This is a genomic window from Pedobacter ginsengiterrae, from assembly GCF_039537385.1.
Taxonomy (GTDB): domain Bacteria; phylum Bacteroidota; class Bacteroidia; order Sphingobacteriales; family Sphingobacteriaceae; genus Pedobacter; species Pedobacter ginsengiterrae.
In genome coordinates this window covers 329,654-350,206 of record NZ_BAABAK010000011.1, presented here as the reverse complement: position 1 = coordinate 350,206, position 20,553 = coordinate 329,654, and the positions used below count along the sequence as shown (strand labels likewise).

Sequence of the window (20,553 nt, the reverse complement as noted above, 5' to 3'; positions counted from 1 at the left end):
AAACATGTTTCACCTGATCGATTTTCAAAGTTAACCCAATAAAGGAGGTAACTTTTTCAGTGCCCTCTTTTTACATGTCCCTTTTTTTATTTTGAAGAAATTTTAACACATAAAAGGCTTTAAAAAAAGAAACGGGGATTCCGCCGAAGCAGCATCCCCGTTATCTAAATTAACGCTCTCGATAATATAAACGCTGAGATTAAAAATTATTGTACAAGCACTGATTTATTTTTTCGTTAAAATAATCCATCATACATAAATGATAAATATATTCGCTGTAAGGTTGGTTTAAAAAACAATAAAAACTAACAAATTAGTTGTTAATTAATAAAATAGGAATCAAATATTATTAACTTTGGTATATTGAAAACCAAATACAACTCAACACATTATAATTTCATGAAAAAAAGCATTTTACTAGTAGTTGCACTATTATTATTTACAACCGCCTCTTTCGCTCAAAACGTTATAACCTTATTCAATGGAGCCAATAACTTTTTTGACTTAATGCAACAAGAGAAATATACCGAAGCTTACAGTTTTTTTGATGAAACGGTAAAGTCAAAATTATCAGAAGAAAATTTAAAAAAGATTTGGACAGATATAAATACGAACTTAGGTAAGGCAGAATCTTTGGAAGCCATTCAGAGTAAAGCACAAGGCGAGTTTTTTGCAGTTACGGTAGAAGGTAAATTCGAAAGAGGTTCGCAGAATTTTGTTTTAGGGTTTAATAAAACTCAAAAAATAGTTGGCTTTTTTCTAGCCCCAAAACCAGTTGTATCGCAATATTTAGCGCCTTCATACGCTGATACAACCCTATATTCTGAAAAAAGCACTTATGTAACTGCCGCAGGACATCAGCTTGCTGCCATAATTACAACACCAAAGAATGTTAAAAATTTCCCTGTTGTAGTTTTAGTTCATGGTTCTGGTCCATCTGATATGGATGCAACAGTTGGTCCTAACAAGCCATTTAAAGATTTAGCAGCTGGTTTGGCCGCTCAGGGAATCGCTTCTGTACGATATGTAAAAAGAACCCTGGTTTATCCATACGAGTTTGCGAAAGCTTATACTGTAAAAGAAGAGGTTTTAGATGATGCTTTAGCAGCAATTACTTTGGCGAAAACAATACCAGGTGTTAATTTAAAGAGCGTTTATCTTTTCGGTCATAGTTTGGGTGGAATGCTGGCACCGAGAATTGCCTCTTCAGTACCTGATTTAAGTGGAATAATTTTAGCTGCTGCACCAGCACGCAAATTTACTGATATGATGCTAGAGCAAAATAAATATCTGTTCGATAAAGCAAACGATACCACAAAAGCTGCCAAAACTCAGCTTGATTTAGCAACGGCAGAAATTGCCAAAGCAAAAATTACTCAACTTGGAACAATAAAGCCAGATTCGACTATTTTGGGCATTTCTGCTGCTTATTGGGTAGATATTAATAATTACGACCAGGTTGCCGCGATGAAAAAAATAACTAAACCTCGTGTTTTTATTATTCAGGGTGGGAATGATTATCAGGTATCAAAACAGGATTATGATTTATGGAAAGCTGGATTAGCTGGAAATACAAATGTTGAATATAAATTTTATCCAGAATTAAATCACTTACTTAGTCAACAGGTAGAAAAAGGTACAGGTGCACAATACATGTCGTTTTCGAGTGTTTCGGCGAGTTTAATAAATGATATTGTAGCCTGGATAAAAATTAAGTAATTAGTAGTAAATTTTATAATCGGTAATAGCCTTAAAATTTTTAAGGCTATTTTTTTTGAGTATTAATTTTTAACAGAAAATAATTCGAATTTGGATTTTGTTTATATTTAATAAAATTTCCCACAATTTAATGACTAAACTTTACACTGAACAAGAAAGGTTCAATGCTCTTGTTGATGCATCGCCCATGCCTACAGCAATTTACAAAGGGAAAGAGATGCTTATTAGTACCGCCAATCAGGCTATGCTCGATTTATGGGGGAAGGATAGCTCGGTAATTGGGAAAACCTTAGAAAAAGCTATTCCAGAACTCGAGGGGCAACCATTTTACGATATTTTACAGCGGGTTTTTGAAACTGGGGAAGCCTATTATGCAAAAGAATCGAAGGCAAATTTGATTGTAGATGGCAGACTGCAAACCTTTTATTTCACGTTTATTTACAAACCCTTAAAAGATAATGACGGCTACACTTACGCCATTATAAACACCGCTGCCCATTTAACTGAACTGGTTGAAGCTCGAAAAGAAATTGCCGAAACTCAGGAAAGATTAACATTCGCACTCCAATCAGCAGGTATCGGAACCTGGGATTTAGATCCCATAAATAATAAAGTAAACTGGGATAATCGTTGCCGCGAACTCTTTGGTTTTGATAAAGATGGCGAAATCAGGTATGAAGATGTTCTAAGCTGCATTCATAAGGATGATGAGAAAATGGTTAACGAAGCAGTTTTTGCTGCAATTAACCCTCAAACAAAAAGTGTTTACGATATTAAATACAGAACAGTAAGCAAAGTAAACCATAAATTAAGGTGGGTTCATTGCAAAGGAAAAGCCTATTTTAATGATGAAAACGTAGTTTTCCGTTTCGCTGGGATAGCACAGGATATTACGAACGAGATTATTTCAAAGAGGCGGGAAGAGCAGTTAATGAGTTTGATCAGTCATAATGCCGACCACATGACGGTTGCCGATATGGCTGGTAATCTGATTTATATGAATAATGCTTCGAAGAACTTGTTAGGCGTTGATTTAAATGCAGATATCACTCAAATGAGTGCCCGAGATTTTTACACGCCAGAAGAGTTAGATCGGGTTCAAAATCATATTATAAAAGAAATAAGCGAAGAGTCGGGTTGGAAAGGAACAATTTATCTTAAAAACTTTAGCACCAAAGAAATTATTCCCTGCACCGTTAATTATATTCTAATAAAAGATCCTGAAACAGGAGAAGTAATTGGCCGAGGCGCAACTGCCAGAGATTTGCGCCCTGAATTAAAAGCAAGAGCCGAATTACAGCGCCTTGCAACCATCGTGGATAGTAGTGAAGATTTTTGCAACTATTGCGATATTAATGGCAATACGCTTTACATTAATCCTTCAGGAATCGAATTGATTGGGATTGAGAAAGACGACGTAGTAAAAAGCAATCTTTTTGATTATCATAGTGCAAAAACTAATGCGCTGATTAAAAATGAAATTATGCCTGTTCTCCTTGAGAAAGGAAAATGGTCGGGCGAATTAGAGTTGTTACACCAAAAAACAGGTGCAATCGTACCAATTCATAAGCAACTGTACATGATTAGGGAAGAAATTACGAACATACCTGTAGCTATTGCTGGTATTGCAAGAGATTTACGTCCTGAACAGAATATTCTTAAAGTATTGAATGATAAAAATGCAACGCTTCAAGATTTGGTTAATGAATTAGAATTTCTGGCCGATACTGTACCTTCTGTGGTTTGGACAAGTAAACCAGATGGGAATTTAGATTATGTGAATAAACGATGGTACGATCAAAGCGGTAAAACTAAGCTAGAAACTTTAGGTACAAAATGGATAGAAACGCTCCATCCAGATGATGTGCCACACGCCAGAAGAGAATGGCAAGATGCTTTAAAAACAGGTGAGGCTTACCAAACGGAATTTCGCAGTATGAATAAACATGGCGAATATCGTTGGTACCTGGTAAGGGCTTTACCTTTAAAGGATGCTGAAGGCAAAATAGTTAAATGGTATGGTACAAATACTGATGTGCAGCATCAAAAAGAATTAGAACAACAAAAAGATAATTTCTTAGGCATTGCGAGCCATGAGTTAAAAACACCCGTTACCAGCTTAAAGGCGTATGCACAAGTTATGGAGGCCATGTTTAAGCGTTCTGGCGATTTTAAAAACGCAGAGCTGCTAGGTAAGATGAATAAACAGGTCGATCGGCTTACTAATTTGATAAGCGACTTACTTGATGTAACCAAAATTAATGCAGGTCGCTTGCAGTTTAACCAATCTTATTTTGATTTTAATGGAATGGTTGAGGAGGTGATTGAAGAGGTTCAAAGGACTTCTGGCAAGCATACGATTATTAAAAAATTAAACTTTAATAAGGAGATATTTGGCGATAGAGAGCGTATTTGTCAGGTTGTTACCAATTTACTTACAAATGCTGTAAAATATTCGCCTGATGCGAACGAAGTAATTATAAGTACAGAAGAAAAAGAAAGTGCTGTTCAGGTTTGTGTACAAGATTTTGGTATTGGCATTAACAAAGACAAAACAGATCAGGTATTTGAACAATTTTATCGCGTAAGCGGAAATAAAGAACATACTTTTCCTGGCTTAGGCTTGGGTTTGTATATTTCTTCGGAAATCGTTAAAAGATTAAATGGCAAAATTTGGGTTGATTCGGTAGAAAATAAAGGCTCCACCTTTTGTTTTTTAATCCCCATAATGCAATAAGGCAAACTGTAAACCTAATTATTCAAACAAAAATGGTGTGATTTCGGTTTTAAGTTTATGGACAAGCCGAAACATTTAGATAAAAAGCGCATATCTTTCAAAGGAATCTGGGAGGTTTTAAAAGCATCATTTACGGGATTTAACAATCATAAAGTAACCAAACTTAGTGGTTCCTTAGCTTATTACACTGTATTTTCTATGGCTCCCTTGCTGGTGGTAATTATTTCGCTTTGCGGAATCTTTTTAGGTAGAGAGGCTGCAGAAGGACAAATCTATCAGCAATTAACTGGTTTTTTAGGCAAAGATACGGCGTTGCAATTGCAGCAAATTATCAAAACAGCTTACTTAAATGGGAAAAGCACAGTTGCTTTTGTAATTGGTTTAGGTACATTATTGATTGGTGCAACTACGGTTTTTGGCGATATTCAGGATTCGATAAATACCATTTGGGGATTAAAACCTAAGCCCAAAAGAGGTTGGTTAAAGATGCTTCAAAACCGCTTTCTTTCCTTTTCTGTAATTATTAGTTTGGGGTTTTTGCTTTTGGTTTCGTTATCGGTAACGGCCGTATTAGATACGTTTAGCGCAAGGCTTCAAGCCAGATATGAAGATGTTTCTGTAATCGTTTTTTATGTTATTAATCAAGTTGTAACCTTAGCCGTAATAGCTTTAATATTTGGTGTAATCTTTAAAGTGTTACCTGATGCGATTATAAAATGGCGTGATGTAATTTCGGGTTCAATTGTTACCGCGATTTTATTCATGATTGGTAAGTTCGGCATCTCCTTTTATATAGGATCTAGCAATGTAGGTAGTACATACGGCGCTGCTGGATCGTTGGTTATCCTCTTACTGTGGACCTATTATTCGTCTATTATTTTATATTTTGGCGCAGAATTTACCAAAGCTTATGCAATTGCTTATGGAGCCGAAATTCACCCTTCTCATTATGCGGTAACCACGAAGGAGGTCGAAATAGAAACAGGGAATAATTCTATTCAAGATAACCATCCAGAAATAAAGGTTTAATTATGAACCCCAGGCTGTAACGATTATTTTTCTTCTTCCGCCATGATTTCGGTGCTCGCAAAGATAAATGCCTTGCCAGGTACCTAAAGCTAATCGTCCGTTTGTTATCGGGATGGTTACAGAATTACCCAATAATGCAGCTTTTAAATGTGCAGGCATATCATCAGAACCTTCATAATCATGCTCATAGTCGGGGTCGTTTTCTGGAACAGTTTTGTTGAAATACATTTCAAAATCTATCCGCACAGTCGGGTCTGCGTTTTCATTTATAGTTAAGGCAGCAGAAGTGTGCTGAATAAAAACCTGACAAATGCCAACCTTTATCTCTTTCAGTTCGGGAAAAGCATTAATGATATCAGAAGTAATTAAATGAAAGCCCCTTTTACGTTCGCTAATAGAGAAGGTTTGCTGAAATATTTTCATTTTCCAAAGTTAATCAATCCTTATTCTTTCTTTTGATTTTAATGTACTAATGCTAACATAATGTTTAACTTTAATTCACTGAATCGACTTGCTAGTTTTCGAAAATAACCTGTTTCAGATAATTTAATCATTTAAAACTATACACACCTTTATCCGTTTTATATTTATGGAATTCCCACACGAACTAAAAGAACTGTTTCCAAATGAAATTATCGAAGTTAGAGGTAATGCAGAAGATTTAACGGTTATTTTAACTGGAGAAACATCAGTTAAAAATTTTGCCGAAGTGCTTAAGAAAAGGTTTAAAGACCTAAACGATACCTATACACTTTATCTAAGAAATGAAAACCAAGAAGGTTTTTTAGAAGTTATATTGGAATAATTTTCTACATCACTTTTAACCCAATGTTTCTGAATTTGGAAGGGCTTAATTGAGCATGCTTTTTAAAGAAGTTATTAAAATTGGTCGCTTCGCTAAATCCCAAAGCATAAGCGATTTCAAAAATGCTCCAGCTGGTTTGTCTCAAAAGAATTTTAGCTTCTTTTAAAAGTCGTTCTGCTATAATTTGTGAGGTTGTTTTATTGGTAGTTTCTTTAATTGCCCGATTTAGATGATTTACATGAACATTTAACTGGCTTGCAAAATCCGAAGCGGTTCTTAATGTTAATTCTTTATGCGTTTCTTCTACTGGAAACTGACGTTCTAATAATTCGAGAAATAAGGCTAAAATACGCTGTGCCGCATTTGCTGGTTGCTTAGTTAATGGTAGAGATGGCTGCATTTTCATTGCAAAATGAAGGATTTCGCTAATCATTGTTCTTAAAACATCGTATTTATAAATGTAATCTGAATTAATTTCATCAAACATTCGTTCATAAACTGCAGTTAATAACTTTACCTGAATATCATTAAGTTCGAAAACATGGTTGCCATCAGGTTGAAAAACAGAATACTGGCCAAGGTTACCATATTGATGAAAGAAAGATTGGTCGAATACGCAAAAGAAACCATTTCGAGTATTTTCGCCATGTTGCCATTGGTAAGGTATGAGTGGGTTCGAAAATATGAGTGCCTGTTTTTTAAGTTCTATTGCTTTATCTGCGTACACGATCTTACTTTCGCCGATAAGTAAAGTTATTTTATAATAATCACGACGTTTATAGGGTATTGGTTTCGCATGCTCTCCAATGTGTGGTTCTAACTTAAATACATTGAAATGCCCGATTTCATTATGATAATTTTCTGGAATACGATTGTATTTACGCGTATAAAAATCTGCTATAGTTTCTACATTATTCATCTTTGAAAATTATACTTTAAATAAACTGAACCAAATTAGTTTAGCATTCGGTATTCATTAGGCGAATAGCCTACACTTTGCTTAAACGAACGGCTAAAATGCTGGGGATATTTAAAACCAAGTTCGTAGGCAATTTCACTAACCGATTTACTGGTATCAAAAATTTTCTCCTTGGCAAGATCCATCAGTTTAGATTGAATATACTCCTGAGCAGATTTTCCTGTTTCTTTTTTAATTAAATCGCCAAAATAATTAGCTGATAAATTAAGCTCATCGGCAAAAAAACTAACAGATGGTAAGCCCAGTGTTTTCGGCTTGTCCGATTGAAAATAATCGTTTAGGTTGTGTTCAAACTTTTCTAAAATCCCTTTATGTACATGATCTCTGGTAATAAACTGGCGGTCGTAAAAGCGAAGGCAGTAGTTTAAGAAAAGCTCGATATTGGTAACAATAAGTGTTTTACTGTGTTTATCAATCGGTCTTTTCAATTCAAAATCGATTTTAGAAAAACAATCTACAATTACATTTCGCTCGCTTTCTGATAAATGGAGTGCTTCAAAAACTTCATAAGAAAAGAAATTGTAATCGTTCATGTGTCGAGCCAACGCCGTTCCCCTAATTAAATCTGGATGAAAAGTTAGTGCGTAACCTTTTGGCTGATAATATTCGCCATTAGGTTCGATGCCCAATACCTGGCCAGGCGAAACAAATACTAAAGTCCCTTCCTGGTAATCGTAGTAATTGCAGCCGTACTTTAAATCGCCACATTTTATTTCCTTTAAGTAAATGGTATAGAACCCAAAATGCAAGCGCTCGTGGGGTAGTGGTTTCGACTTTGATAAATCTATCACACTAACCAGCGGATGAAGCGTTTCTTGTCCAACCCGCTTATTGTAATCACTTACACTATTTAATCTTACCAGGTTATCCATTTTGTTTAATTTAATACTTAGTCAAACTTAATATTACTAACGATATAAATCTAATTCGTAAGCGGGTATCAGTAATATTGGTATATATAACCGTAATTGATATAACAAAGTATCGGGAAATAGGTAAGACTTTTGTATTGTACTTGTTAGTAATCACGATTTGTGAAATGGAAACAGGTGTAATTTTTAATAAAATAAAGGTTATGAAAAATAGAATATTAGGAAATAGCGGACTAGAAGTATCTGCATTAGGTTTGGGTTGCATGGGTTTAAGTTTTGGTTACGGACCAGCAACCGATAAAAAAGAAGCAGTTAAATTATTACAGGCAGCTTTTGATGCTGGAGTTACCTTTTTTGATACAGCAGAAGCTTATGGGCCATTTTTAAATGAGGAATTACTTGGCGAGGCTTTAGCTCCGTTTCGTAATCAGCTAGTTATTGCAACAAAATTTGGTTTTAAAGAAGGCAAAACCGATTTAGGGATGGATAGCCGCCCTGAAAATATAAAAGCAGTTGCAGAAGCTGCATTGAAAAGATTAAAAACTGATTACATAGATTTGTACTATCAACATCGTGTTGACCCAAGTGTGCCAATAGAAGAAGTTGCAGGAGCAATACAAGATTTAATTGCTGCGGGAAAAATAAAACACTGGGGGCTTTCTGAAGCAGGTGCAGAAACCATTCGCAGGGCGCATGCTGTTCAGCCAGTTGCAGCCTTACAAAGTGAATATTCTCTATGGTGGAGAGAGCCAGAAAATGAAATATTACCAACTTTGGAAGAATTAGGAATAGGTTTTGTGCCTTTCAGTCCACTTGGTAAAGGATTTCTAACAGGTGCAATTACCGAAAATACACAATTTGATAGCACTGATTTTAGAAACATTGTACCGCGTTTTTCTGAGGAAAATAGAAAATCTAATCAGGTGCTAGTCGACCTTTTGAAAACCATTGCTACAGAAAAGGATGCAACCCCAGCTCAAATTGCTTTGGCTTGGTTATTAGCGCAAAAACCCTGGATTGTGCCGATTCCTGGTACCACAAAATTATATCGTTTACAAGAAAATATTCTTGCTGCGAATATTGAATTAACCAAGGATGAGTTAGAAAATATTGAAACTGCAGCCTCGAAAATTGCTGTACAAGGTGCCAGATATCCGCAACATCTACAAAATAGAATAGGGAAATAGATTAAATGATTTAGGTTTTATATAATTTTTTGGCATGAGAAATAAAGTTTTTAACTTCCTTACCTTGTTGATGATGTGCTTTACAGCAGCTTGCACACAAGCACAAGAACCTATTGCAAACAAAAAGGTTTTAATTGTGTATTTATCAAGAACAAATAATACAAAAGCAATTGCCGAAATTATTCATGCCAACGTTGGTGGACAATTAGTTGCTTTAGAGCTCGAAAAGCCTTATCCCGCTGATTACAAAACAACTGTTGACCAAGTGGCTAGCGAAAATGAACGAGGTTATTTACCTGCATTAAAAACAAAAATCGATGATATAGAAAAATATGATACTGTTTTTATTGGCTTTCCTACCTGGGGAATGAAATTACCACCTCCAGTAAGAAGCTTCTTAAAAACGTATAATCTCGGCGGAAAAACCTTAATCCCATTTAACACAAATGCTGGTTATGGTGTAGGGAGTAGTTTTGAAACCATAAAAGAACTTTGTCCAGATAGCAAAATATTAAAAGGTTTCGAAATAAAGGGCGGTATCGAAAAAGACGGAAAACTTTTAGTGATTAGGGGAGCAGAGCAAGAAGAAGCAAAAATTAAAGTTAAAAAATGGCTTATTGAGCAATCAATAAATATTCAAAAAGATGGAAATAATAAATAATAACGAAAATACAATCTTTCCGAAAGGGGAGCGAGGTTCTGCTGATTATTTTACTGGTGTTACCTGGGTTACTATTTTAGTTCCGAAAGATGAAACAGGAACTTATAGTATTGGTAATGTAGTTTTTGAAGCTGGGGCAAGAACAAACTGGCATACTCACCCAGCGGGTCAGATTTTACTTGTTACCGATGGAACGGGCTTTTATCAGGAAAAAGGTAAGGAGGCCAAAGCTTTAAAACAAGGTGATGTTATAAATATTCCAAGTGGTATTGAACACTGGCATGGTGCTGGGCATACAGAACGACTCGTTCATGTGGCCATAAGCAATTTTAAAAACGAAAAAAATGTAACCTGGCTTACACCTGTTACAGACGAAGAGTACGAATTGGTAAATAAATAATCAGAAATATATGCAAACTTTCGAAGTAAAAGCTTTTGGAACTGAATCGGCGGAATCAGCTTTAAAACAAATTAATATAAAACGCAGAACGGCTACACCAAAGGATGTTGAGATCGATATCTTATTTTGTGGCGTGTGCCACTCGGATTTACACACTGCTAAAAACGACTGGGGTGGTACAGTTTATCCAGCAGTTCCTGGTCATGAAATTGTAGGGCGAGTTACCAACGTTGGAAGTGAAGTAACCAAATTCAAAGTTGGTGATATGGCTGCGGTTGGTTGCATTGTAGATTCTTGCAGAACATGCGAATCTTGCAAAAAGGATTTGGAACAATATTGTCTTCCAGGATTCACAGGGACTTACAACGGTAAGGATAAGCATTTGGGTGGCAGAACCTATGGCGGCTATTCGGAAAAAGTTGTGGTTGATGAACATTTTGTTTTAAAGGTGCCAGAAAACCTTGATGCTGCAGCAACTGCACCTTTATTGTGTGCGGGAATTACGACCTGGTCGCCATTAAAACATTGGAATGTTGGCCCAGGAAGTAAAGTAGCGGTAGTTGGCTTGGGCGGTCTTGGGCATATGGCTATTAAGCTTGCCAAAGGTTTAGGTGCAGAGGTAACGCTTTTTTCTCGTTCTCCTGAAAAAGAAAAGGATGCAAAAGAATTAGGTGCTGATGGTGTGGTAATATCTACCGATAGTGCTCAAATGAAAGCGGTAAGCGGACAATTTGATTTAATTATTGATACTGTACCCTATGTGCATGATGTAAATGAATATGTGCCTACATTGGGCATTAACGGAACAATTGTATTGGTAGGTTATTTAGGTCCGTTAGATCCGATGTTGAATTCAGTTCCATTAATAATGGGCAGAAAGTCTGTTGCGGGCTCTGTAATTGGTGGTATTGCCGAAACTCAGGAAATGCTTGATTTCTGCGGCGAAAATAACATCGTATCTGAGATAGAGATTATTAAAATTCAAGATATTAACGAAGCATACGAGCGGATGCTTAAAAGTGATGTACGTTATCGTTTTGTAATTGATATGACCTCATTAAAGAATTAAAGATTCTTAACACAATAAAAGGCTGAACTTAGTTACTAAGTTCAGCCTTTTATTTTTCGAATTTTAAAAATTAGCGGTAGTGTCCTCTAATCCAATGTCGACCACCATAAGGTCCAATTTCATAATGTCCAGGAACCCAAGCTGCCCTTGGCTGACGAGTTCTTACTACACAAGAGCTAAAATTTACAGCCATTGCTAAAAGCAAAAAATATATCATCTTTTTCATAGTATAGATATTTAATAACTCTTACTATGACCATTCGAAATTATCAAGGTTTAAAATAATCAGTTTATTATTCACAACATTTAGATGTTTAATTAACTTTGAACTAAAAAATTATATAGCAGTATAACCACCATCTGCGATGATATAACTTCCTGTGGTAAAGGATGATTTATCAGAACTTAAAAAAGCAACTAAATCCGCAATTTCCTGTGCCGTTCCTAGTCTATTTAAAGGACTTTTAGCAGCAATTGCTTTCATAGCTTCTGGATTTAGATTGGCTGATAACAAAGGCGTTTCGATGTACCCTGGTCCGACCGCATTACATCTAATGTTTTTCTGAGCATATTCCACTGCAATGTTTTTGGTTAATCCAACAACTGCGTGTTTTGAAGCGGTGTAAGCAGGACTGTTTGGCGCTGCAACTTGCCCATGAATTGATGCAATGTTAATAATTGTTCCGCCACCATTTTTTTCCATTTGCTCGAGCTCGTATTTGCAGGCATAAAATACACCATTAAGGTTTAGCGCAATAACCTTGTCCCATTCATCTGGTTCATAGGCCCCAGTAGGTTTTGCAGGTCCACCCATTCCTGCATTGTTGCAGGCAATATCTAATCGGCCATATTTTTCTACAACCGCCTCTATTAATCTTTTATTTTCGTCTGCTTTTGAAGAATCTGCCTTAACCTTAAAAGCATCTCCGCCACTTTCTAGAATTAATTTAACCGTTTCATCGGCATGTTCTTCATTAATATCTGCTACAACAACTTTTGCACCCTCTTGTGCATAGGTAATGGCTATGGCCCGTCCGATTCCAGATCCAGCACCAGAAACCACAGCAACTTTATTTTTTAATATCGACATATCATAAGTTTTAATAATAATAAACTAACGGATGCGCGACAGATATGTTTGTCAGGAGAATGTGTTTTATAAAGGATATTAACTTGATGATATATTGTCATGATTATATCATAAAAAACTACTGAATTATACCGGATAGAGAGTAGGTGGACATCGTTAGCGTTTTTCTATAATATTTGTATTATTACTTAGTATTTTCTTTCTGTTTTTGATTTTTTTTTATTCCTTTGTTTTTGAATCTGACCTCCCTAATAACCTACATCTCAATGGTTAGTGGCTAAGTGCAGCAAAATAAGTTTTAATTTACTTCCCATACGATTTTGAAGAATTTATCTGGATCGTAATAATTTAAAGCCCACTTTATAGTAATCTCCCTGAAAAATAATACGATTTCGTTTGAATTGTTAATTTTTTAGAAAATGGTAAAATATTACAAATATTTTTTGGCTATGGCTATGGTACATATAGTTGTATCAGGTGTACAGGCGCAAGTTGGAATTGGAACACAACAACCCAATGCATCGGCGGTTTTAGAATTGCAATCAACAAATAAAGGTTTCAGGGGTCCTGGCATTGCATTAACTGGTCGATTTGATCAGGCAACAATTCCTGCACCAGAAAAAGGTTTAATTGTATTCAATACAGCATCAGCAGGATCAAAACCCAACGATGTTTATGCAAACAGGTATTATTTTTGGAATGGGACTGAATGGGTTTCTATGCCAGGTTTACTGGCTATAGAAGAACTAATAGTTCCCCAGGTTTTTTATAGCAAATCCATAGTACCACAAGTTAATAAATTTGATATCGCTGATACAGAGATATTGGTAATGAGCTTCGAAACTGTTGATCTTAATACTGGTAATATTATTACGCCCTCAGCCAATAATACCTTTAAGGTAAATAAATCGGGTTTATATGAATTATCCTCTTACATCAACTATAATCCACATGGTTCATCCAGTGCTCGAGCCCTGCAAAATATAATTATTCAAAAAGGTACAAGCGCTACAGGACCATGGGTTGCTGTAGCTGGCGCCCGAGGAAATTGAGGAGAGGGCTCTGCTTCAGATTTTAAAACATTAATTGTACCCATCACCGCTGTTCAATTTAATGCGAATGAATTTATAAGGGTGATCACCTCAGCTCCCTATGTAGATAGCAATTCTGTGCAAGGTACTGGTGAAATTAATGTAACAACAAATACGCCGATCGCTAAATCTATAAGAATACGGTTGATTGATTATAGCTTATAATATGAAAATAAATTTTCGATTTCTTGAAACAACTTTCTTAATGATTTTATGTTCTACATGCCTGCTACACGCTCAAACAGGGATTGGAACGAGAACACCCGATGCCTCAACTATATTGGAAGTAAGTTCTGATGCTAAAAAAGGGGGCGTTCTGTTGCCAAAAGTAAACCTCCAAAATGCTTTGGATGTAACCACCATCCCAAATCCTGCGGCTGGATTAATGGTGTATAATACAAACACAGCGGGCATAGCTCCAAATGAGGTAGAAACAGATCACCATTATTTTTGGAATGGGAGCCGATGGGTTGACCTGGCAGACATTAATACCTTAAAGAAACTATTGCTCCCACAAGTGTTTTTTTGCCAGGAACCTATAGAACAAGAACTGACTCCTGCCAATAGATCAACAATAAATGGGGGAGGTAATGTACAGGTTACTTTTAATAATATTTACGTACTTACTAATAACGGGAATAACGTTACGCTAAGTAATAACCGTTTTATTATTAACCAAACAGGTGAGTATGAGGTATCTGGCTATGTAAATTATAATCCTCACTTAGATGATTCTGATGATTCGAATACGAATCTTTTGTACAAAATTCAGCGCTCGACTAATGGGGGCGGCACCTGGACTACAGTTGCACAAACAATATTAGTTTGGGGTAAAAAGACGGGCGGCTATTCCAGAACTTTAATTGCACCACCATCTGTTATACACTTCGATACCAATGATGTTCTCCAGGTTGTCATCAGCAGAACTTACGGAGGTACTCATGAATCAGGCGCAACAATAACTGTACCTGGAGGCTTAAATTTTTCCAAAAATATTAGAATCCTTAAACTAGACTAGCTTATTTGATAAATTACGATGAAAAAATTATTAATAGTACTTTCTTTCTGTTTCCTGTTTCTGAGTAATGCCAATGCACAACTTGCAGGATTAAGAACAAGATCGCCAAAAGCTTCTAGTTTATTAGATATGGATGTATCAGCTTTACCAGCTGGAAGCAAGAAAGGTTTCTTGATGACAAGAGTGGCGTTAAACAGTGCAACAGATGTAAGCACAATTATTTCTCCAAAAGTTGGTTTGTGGGTTTACAATACTCAAACTACTACGGGCGCAAATCCAGTAAAGGCTAATTGTATTTATATGTGGAATGGAACGGTATGGGAAGCCTATTCATCTACAAATGATGTACAAGTACGCTTATCGCCAGATGATTTTTTTATGAAATCGCCGACAGATTATTTAATGAGTGGTTTAACTTTAACAAGTTTCAATTCCAGTTTACCATTAATCCCAGTCCCGTGGGAAACGAGCAGCATAGCGATTACAAACCCAACTTACATAACCTTGAATGGCGATTTGCAGACATTTACTGTAAATAAAAGCGGTTCTTACGATATTTCAGGCTTTTTGAATTATAATCCTGTTATTTCATCAACCAGCAGTAAAACAGCTTTAAGGTTGGTTTTTCAGGTTCTTAAATTTGGGCTATGGACAGATGTTACGACAGTAAACTCCACATTTGAACAAATGGCAGCCAATACCGTACAAACGATAACCATTCCTTTTGATGTAGTTAAACTCGATGCTGGCAATCAGTTTAGGTTTGTGATTACAAAACCGATTGGAAGTAGTACCAATACAAATCATGGAACAAATGCGGGAATTACTTCTGTAACTGGCGATTTAAGAAAATCTTTTAGAATTAGTTTTATCAATTAATTCGAACTTTTAAGCCTGTAAAATTGAATTAATAAAAAGACTTATAAAGTTGCGTATTAATTCAGTTTTTAAGTTTGGTATAAATATATTTGCGATTATAATTTAGCTTTTGCTAAAATCCCTAATCAAATCTCAAATTTTAACCAATGAATAAATTCGAAAGCCGCTACGCTCAAAGTCCAAAAGAAGTTAAACAAATGGATACCGCTACTTTGCGGGAAAATTTTTTAATAGAAAATGTTTTTGAAGCAAATCAGGTAAACCTTACATTATCGCATTTTGATAGATACATTGTTGGTGGCGCCATGCCTGTTGATCAAAAACTGGATTTACCCAATCCTAGCGATTTAAAAGCAAATTACTTTTTAGAGCGCCGCGAGTTAGGTATTATTAACGTTGGTGGAAAGGCAATTGTAATTGCCGATGGAGAGAGATTTGAATTAGATTATAAAGAAGCTTTGTATATTGGAAAAGGAACGAAAGAGGTTTCTTTTGAGTCGGCAGATGCCGCACAGCCGACAAAGCTGTACATTAATTCAGCTCCTGCACATCATACTTACCCAACAAAAAAAGTAAGCAAGGCTGATGCAGAAATTGTAGAGCTGGGTACACCAGAAACGGCAAACCACAGAATAATTAACAAGCTTTTAGTAAATAGTGTTTTACCAACTTGTCAGTTGCAAATGGGTATGACGGAATTAAAATCGGGTAGTGTATGGAATACCATGCCAGCACACACACACGATAGAAGGATGGAAGCTTATTTCTACTTTGAAGTGCCGCAAGGGCAAAGTGTTTGCCATTTTATGGGCGAACCACAAGAAACCCGTCATATTTGGATGCAAAACGACCAAGCTGTAATTTCACCAAACTGGTCAATTCATTCTGGCGCTGGAACCAGTAATTATACTTTTATTTGGGGTATGGCTGGTGAAAATCTGGATTATGGCGATATGGACCATTGTGCAATCACCGAGTTAAAGTAGATTTTACTTTCCTAAATATTAGAGCGAAATAAGTTTAAAAGATTTTTCCGCTTGGGCCGAAAATGGCGACTATTAGATAAATAGAACATAATTTCAATAAGAAAAGAAAAATGTCAAACATATTTGATTTAGCAGGTAAAACTGCATTAGTAACGGGTTGCAAAAGAGGGATTGGTAAAGCAATGGCTTTAGCTTTGGCCGAAGCTGGTGCCGATATCATAGGCGTTTCTGCAAGTTTAGAACTTCAGGATAGTTCGGTGGAAAAAGAAGTTATTGCTTTAGGCAGAAAATTTTATGCCTATCAATGCGATTTTAGTAATAGAACTGCAACGTTAGATTTTACTAAAAAAGTTAAAAGCGAACATTCGGTTATCGATATTCTGGTAAATAATGCAGGCACTATTTTACGCAAGCCAATTGCAGAGCATCCTGATGAAATGTGGGACGAAGTAATTGCTGTAAACCAGACTGCACCATTTATTTTAACCAGAGAAATTGGCAGAGATATGATCGCCCGTGGTAGCGGAAAAGTTATTTTCACAGCGTCATTACTTTCCTTTCAAGGCGGAATTACAGTTCCAGGTTATGCAGCAAGTAAAGGTGCTATAGCATCCTTAACAAAAGCTTTTGCAAACGAGTGGGCATCTAAAGGTGTAAATGTTAATGCAATTGCTCCAGGTTATATTGCTACTGATAACACATCGGCATTGCGTGAAGATCAAGAAAGAAGTACTTCTATTTTAGCTCGTATCCCTGCAGGAAGATGGGGAACTCCAGAAGATTTTAAAGGGCCGACACTATTTCTTGCCTCAGGTGCAAGCGATTATATACATGGAACAATTTTAACCGTAGATGGCGGTTGGATGGGGAGATAGGTTTTGGTTTAGTGGTCATTAGTTTATTGGTCTACTACAGAGCTAACATTTAGCCTTTCAAATAAGCAAGCAGCCAGACATTTAAAACAAAAAAAGTCCGAAGGATAAGTAACTTGTGTTAACTTAACCTTCGGACTTTTCTTATAATATACAAAATGCTAACTTCCCATTCGGACTGCTGTACGACTAGTAAAGATTATAAATTTCTTTGATGTCTTTCAAAATTGCATCAAAATCTATTTTTAAATCAATTAATTTACCCGTACGGATGTCGAAAACCCAACCGTGAACCGTTAAGCCCCGCTCTGTAATCGCTTCTTGTATTGCAGCAGTTTTCAATAAATTTACGCATTGTTCCTGTACGTTAAGCTCTACTAATCTGTCGTAACGTTTACCTTCATCCTCAATGGCATTTAATTCATCTTTATGGGTACGATAAACATCTCGGATATTTCGTAACCAAGGGTTTAAAATACCCATATCAGCAGGTTGCATAGCAGCTTTAACACCACCGCAATTGTAATGACCACAAACTACAACGTGCTTCACCTTTAAATGGCGAACCGAGTAATTTAAAACCGTCATAACGTTTAAATCGACGTTGTTTACTAAATTGGCTACGTTACGATGCACAAATGCTTGTCCAGGCTGGATACCCATTAGGTCTTCAGCAGTTACGCGGCTATCAGAACAGCCAATATATAAAAACTCAGGAGTTTGGCCTTTTGCTAATTCAGTAAAATAATTTTCATCTATCGATAGCTTGTCAGCAATCCATTTCTCGTTATTTTTAAATACGTCTTCAACTTTCATTCTTCTAATATTTTTTTATGATACAATATGTTAGTAAGGATGTTATTTTTTATAAAACTATAAAAGATTTTTTTATTTCGATTAACACGCTTCACTATATTTTCATTCCTTTTGTAAACAAGGTTAATGCTTAAAAGTTGAGAAAATTTGAACTAAATAAGTTTTTCTAATAGCGTTTTAATCTCTATTGTGTTTAAGCTGGTATTAAGCTTAACTTGTTTTAATGTTCGGTTTAAACTTCGAACCGATATGCCTAAATAAGCGGCCATGTCTTCTTTAGAAATTTCTAAATCTGCCTCGGTTTGTAGCTTTAATAATTTTGTTAGGCCGTACTCTAAAGTATAAAGCTGTTGGAAGGAAGCTCTACTGCTGGTTTGGATAATTCGGGTTGATAATTCTTGCAGCAGAATTCTGGTAAAGTCTACATTGGTTTCAATTAACGATAAAAAGTAATGATGTGGAATAACGAATGCCGATACCATGCTTATTGTTTCGACATTACATAGGCAGTCGATTTTTTTCAGTGCTTCGAGCTCGCCAACAACTTCTCCTTTTCCAAGAAATTCGATAATAAAATCTTTCCCGTTTTCTTCGGAAATAAAACACTTGGTAATTCCATCCTTAATAATAAAAAGATTATTTATTTTACCGCCCTGCTCAATAAGCTTATATCCTGCAGGAAAATCTTTCAGTTTTATATGTTGATGCGTTTCCTTTTCGCCCAATAAAGATTCAATAAACGATAAAAAAGTAGGGTTTGTACGTAACATATTTCCAATCGGGACAATTGTCCTTTCTTTTATTTGTTGGTTGATTTAACTTTGTCGCACTAAAAGTAATCATAACAATGAACAATAAGATTAGCGTAATCGCTTTTGATGCTGATGACACACTTTGGGTAAACGAGCCTTATTTCAGAGAAACGGAAGAACAATTTGCTGGTTTGTTAGAAGATTTTATGCCTCACCATAGTATCATAGCCGAATTGTATAAAACGGAAATCGCCAATTTACCACTTTATGGTTATGGTATTAAAGGCTTTATGTTAAGTATGATTGAAACTGTTTTGCGGGTTTCTGATGGAAATGTTAATCCAGAAATAATAAATAAAGCCATACAATTAGGGCAGGAAATGTTAAATAAACCTGTAGAATTACTCGATGGGGTTGAAGAAGTTTTAAAGACATTATTCGGGAAATACAAATTAGTTGTAGCAACAAAAGGCGATTTACTCGATCAGCAACGTAAGCTTACTAAATCTGGTTTAGATCATTATTTTCACCATATAGAAATAATGAGCGATAAACAAGAAAGTGATTATACAAAACTGTTAAAGCACCTCGACTGCAAACCAAGCGAGTTTTTAATGCTTGGAAATTCTTTGAAATCGGATGTTTTACCCGTTTTAAATATAGGTGGCCATGCGGCGCATATTCCGTACCATACCACCTGGGTACACGAACATATTGAACATACCATTGAACACCCAAATTTTTACCAGATGGAAAGCCTATCTGATGTTTTACCAAAATTAATTATATGAAAGAAAAAATAGATCTGAACAACTGGTTAAGAAAAGACCATTTTAACTTTTTCAACGCATTTGAAGAGCCCTTTTTCGGTGTTACTGTAGATTTTGACTGTACCTCAACTTACAAGGAAGCAAAAGATTTAGGGGTTTCTTTTTTTTTAATGTACTTGCATAAATCGCTTCTGGCAGCAAACCAAATCGAGAATTTTAAATATCGTATTATAGATGGAGAAGTTTGGAAATATAATGAGGTTAATGCTGCAGCAACCATAAACCGAGGAAACGGGACATTTGGTTTTGGTTACATGGATTTTTATAAAGACTTTTCTGAATTCAGAAAACACGCTTTAATAGAAATTGAAAAAGTAGAAAATACCACAGGATTAATCCCTTCGTCATCAGGAGAAAATGTAATACACTATTCGGCTTTACCCTGGTTAAATTTTACTTCGCTTTCGCACGCCCGTAATTTCTCTTACAAAGATAGCTGCCCCAAAATTTCTTTTGGAAAGGTTAGAGATGAAAACGGAAAAAAAATTATGGGCATTTCTATTCATGCAAATCATGCGCTAATGGATGGATTTCATGTTTCGCAGTTCGCAGATCTTTATCAGGAATTCTTAAACAAAAAAATTGCTGAATTAATAGAAGATTAATAGTTAAGTAACAGAAGGGCTTTACATTCGGTTAATGTTTCTAACCATTATCGCCATTCTTGCATTTATTTTGCTTGCGGTTTCGATGCTTTGTATGGGCACCATTTATAAAGCATTTATGTTTTTTTATAGTTTTGGTAATTGCTGCCTTCCTGC

The 20,553-nt window shown here is 35.9% G+C and carries 22 protein-coding genes; 15 read left to right on the top strand and 7 right to left on the bottom strand.

Features of this window, described 5'->3' with window-relative positions:
- Positions 1 to 399: 399 nt before the first annotated feature.
- From ABD692_RS12840 to ABD692_RS12830, 3 genes are all read left to right on the top strand, one after another.
- Positions 400 to 1,719, top strand: a complete 1,320-nt coding sequence (locus ABD692_RS12840) for a DUF3887 domain-containing protein (RefSeq protein ID WP_344767552.1) — start codon at positions 400 to 402, stop codon at positions 1,717 to 1,719.
- A 130-nt stretch (positions 1,720 to 1,849) separates the two neighbouring features.
- Complete coding sequence (locus ABD692_RS12835) at positions 1,850 to 4,456, top strand: PAS domain-containing protein (RefSeq protein ID WP_344767550.1); 2,607 nt, start codon at positions 1,850 to 1,852, stop codon at positions 4,454 to 4,456.
- Positions 4,457 to 4,513: 57 nt separating this feature from the next.
- On the top strand, positions 4,514 to 5,485 hold the full coding sequence (locus ABD692_RS12830; RefSeq protein ID WP_316756485.1) for a YihY/virulence factor BrkB family protein: 972 nt from the start codon (positions 4,514 to 4,516) through the stop codon (positions 5,483 to 5,485).
- On the opposite strand, the gene ABD692_RS12825 is transcribed toward ABD692_RS12830, so the two are convergent.
- Entirely contained in the window at positions 5,486 to 5,908 is a 423-nt protein-coding gene (locus ABD692_RS12825; RefSeq protein WP_316756486.1) for a secondary thiamine-phosphate synthase enzyme YjbQ, read from the bottom strand.
- A 166-nt stretch (positions 5,909 to 6,074) separates the two neighbouring features.
- Between ABD692_RS12825 and ABD692_RS12820 the strand changes: the two genes are divergently transcribed.
- The gene (locus tag ABD692_RS12820; RefSeq protein WP_316756487.1) at positions 6,075 to 6,290 is read left to right on the top strand and encodes a hypothetical protein; all 216 of its coding nucleotides are present in this window, start codon (positions 6,075 to 6,077) and stop codon (positions 6,288 to 6,290) included.
- A gap of 4 nt (positions 6,291 to 6,294) precedes the next feature.
- On the opposite strand, the gene ABD692_RS12815 is transcribed toward ABD692_RS12820, so the two are convergent.
- Positions 6,295 to 7,209: a helix-turn-helix domain-containing protein gene (locus tag ABD692_RS12815; protein WP_344767546.1), complete on the bottom strand. Its 915-nt coding sequence runs from the start codon at positions 7,207 to 7,209 to the stop codon at positions 6,295 to 6,297.
- A 35-nt stretch (positions 7,210 to 7,244) separates the two neighbouring features.
- Positions 7,245 to 8,141 (bottom strand): helix-turn-helix domain-containing protein, encoded by an 897-nt coding sequence (locus tag ABD692_RS12810; RefSeq protein WP_316756491.1) that lies wholly within the window; start codon positions 8,139 to 8,141, stop codon positions 7,245 to 7,247.
- Positions 8,142 to 8,344: 203 nt separating this feature from the next.
- On the opposite strand from ABD692_RS12810, the gene ABD692_RS12805 reads away from it, so the two are divergent.
- From ABD692_RS12805 to ABD692_RS12790, 4 genes are read left to right on the top strand one after another with little or no spacing between them, the layout of a single operon-like run.
- The gene (locus ABD692_RS12805; protein WP_344767543.1) at positions 8,345 to 9,328 is read left to right on the top strand and encodes an aldo/keto reductase; all 984 of its coding nucleotides are present in this window, start codon (positions 8,345 to 8,347) and stop codon (positions 9,326 to 9,328) included.
- Between the two features lie 34 nt (positions 9,329 to 9,362).
- Entirely contained in the window at positions 9,363 to 9,989 is a 627-nt protein-coding gene (locus ABD692_RS12800) for a flavodoxin (RefSeq protein WP_344767541.1), read from the top strand.
- Positions 9,973 to 10,389 (top strand): (R)-mandelonitrile lyase, encoded by a 417-nt coding sequence (locus ABD692_RS12795; protein WP_344767539.1) that lies wholly within the window; start codon positions 9,973 to 9,975, stop codon positions 10,387 to 10,389. The genes ABD692_RS12800 and ABD692_RS12795 overlap by 17 nt, the downstream gene beginning before the upstream one ends.
- A 10-nt stretch (positions 10,390 to 10,399) precedes the next feature.
- The gene (locus ABD692_RS12790) at positions 10,400 to 11,458 is read left to right on the top strand and encodes an NAD(P)-dependent alcohol dehydrogenase (protein WP_316756499.1); all 1,059 of its coding nucleotides are present in this window, start codon (positions 10,400 to 10,402) and stop codon (positions 11,456 to 11,458) included.
- 70 nt (positions 11,459 to 11,528) lie between these two features.
- On the opposite strand, the gene ABD692_RS12785 is transcribed toward ABD692_RS12790, so the two are convergent.
- On the bottom strand, positions 11,529 to 11,684 hold the full coding sequence (locus tag ABD692_RS12785) for a hypothetical protein (RefSeq protein WP_344767537.1): 156 nt from the start codon (positions 11,682 to 11,684) through the stop codon (positions 11,529 to 11,531).
- A gap of 111 nt (positions 11,685 to 11,795) precedes the next feature.
- Positions 11,796 to 12,548, bottom strand: a complete 753-nt coding sequence (locus tag ABD692_RS12780; protein WP_316756501.1) for an SDR family NAD(P)-dependent oxidoreductase — start codon at positions 12,546 to 12,548, stop codon at positions 11,796 to 11,798.
- Positions 12,549 to 12,967: 419 nt separating this feature from the next.
- On the opposite strand from ABD692_RS12780, the gene ABD692_RS12775 reads away from it, so the two are divergent.
- From ABD692_RS12775 to ABD692_RS12755, 5 genes are all read left to right on the top strand, one after another.
- Complete coding sequence (locus tag ABD692_RS12775) at positions 12,968 to 13,600, top strand: hypothetical protein (RefSeq protein WP_344767535.1); 633 nt, start codon at positions 12,968 to 12,970, stop codon at positions 13,598 to 13,600.
- Positions 13,601 to 13,805: 205 nt separating this feature from the next.
- Positions 13,806 to 14,657 carry a hypothetical protein gene (locus ABD692_RS12770; RefSeq protein ID WP_344767533.1) on the top strand — a complete coding sequence of 284 codons (852 nt, stop codon included), beginning with the start codon at positions 13,806 to 13,808 and terminating at the stop codon, positions 14,655 to 14,657.
- Between the two features lie 18 nt (positions 14,658 to 14,675).
- On the top strand, positions 14,676 to 15,536 hold the full coding sequence (locus ABD692_RS12765; RefSeq protein WP_344767531.1) for a hypothetical protein: 861 nt from the start codon (positions 14,676 to 14,678) through the stop codon (positions 15,534 to 15,536).
- 146 nt (positions 15,537 to 15,682) lie between these two features.
- A complete protein-coding gene (gene kduI / locus ABD692_RS12760; RefSeq protein WP_316756509.1) occupies positions 15,683 to 16,522 on the top strand; it encodes a 5-dehydro-4-deoxy-D-glucuronate isomerase in 840 nt (279 codons plus the stop codon).
- A gap of 110 nt (positions 16,523 to 16,632) precedes the next feature.
- Positions 16,633 to 17,397 carry an SDR family NAD(P)-dependent oxidoreductase gene (locus ABD692_RS12755; RefSeq protein WP_316756511.1) on the top strand — a complete coding sequence of 255 codons (765 nt, stop codon included), beginning with the start codon at positions 16,633 to 16,635 and terminating at the stop codon, positions 17,395 to 17,397.
- A gap of 186 nt (positions 17,398 to 17,583) precedes the next feature.
- Here ABD692_RS12755 and ABD692_RS12750 read toward each other — a convergent pair whose 3' ends face one another.
- Complete coding sequence (locus tag ABD692_RS12750) at positions 17,584 to 18,210, bottom strand: carbonic anhydrase (protein ID WP_316756513.1); 627 nt, start codon at positions 18,208 to 18,210, stop codon at positions 17,584 to 17,586.
- 152 nt (positions 18,211 to 18,362) lie between these two features.
- Entirely contained in the window at positions 18,363 to 18,980 is a 618-nt protein-coding gene (locus ABD692_RS12745; RefSeq protein ID WP_344767527.1) for a Crp/Fnr family transcriptional regulator, read from the bottom strand.
- A gap of 77 nt (positions 18,981 to 19,057) precedes the next feature.
- Between ABD692_RS12745 and ABD692_RS12740 the strand changes: the two genes are divergently transcribed.
- Both ABD692_RS12740 and ABD692_RS12735 read left to right on the top strand, forming a co-directional pair.
- Complete coding sequence (locus ABD692_RS12740) at positions 19,058 to 19,753, top strand: HAD family hydrolase (RefSeq protein ID WP_344767525.1); 696 nt, start codon at positions 19,058 to 19,060, stop codon at positions 19,751 to 19,753.
- Entirely contained in the window at positions 19,750 to 20,397 is a 648-nt protein-coding gene (locus ABD692_RS12735) for a CatA-like O-acetyltransferase (RefSeq protein WP_344767523.1), read from the top strand. Before ABD692_RS12740 ends, ABD692_RS12735 begins: the two co-directional genes overlap by 4 nt.
- Positions 20,398 to 20,553 lie beyond the last annotated feature (156 nt).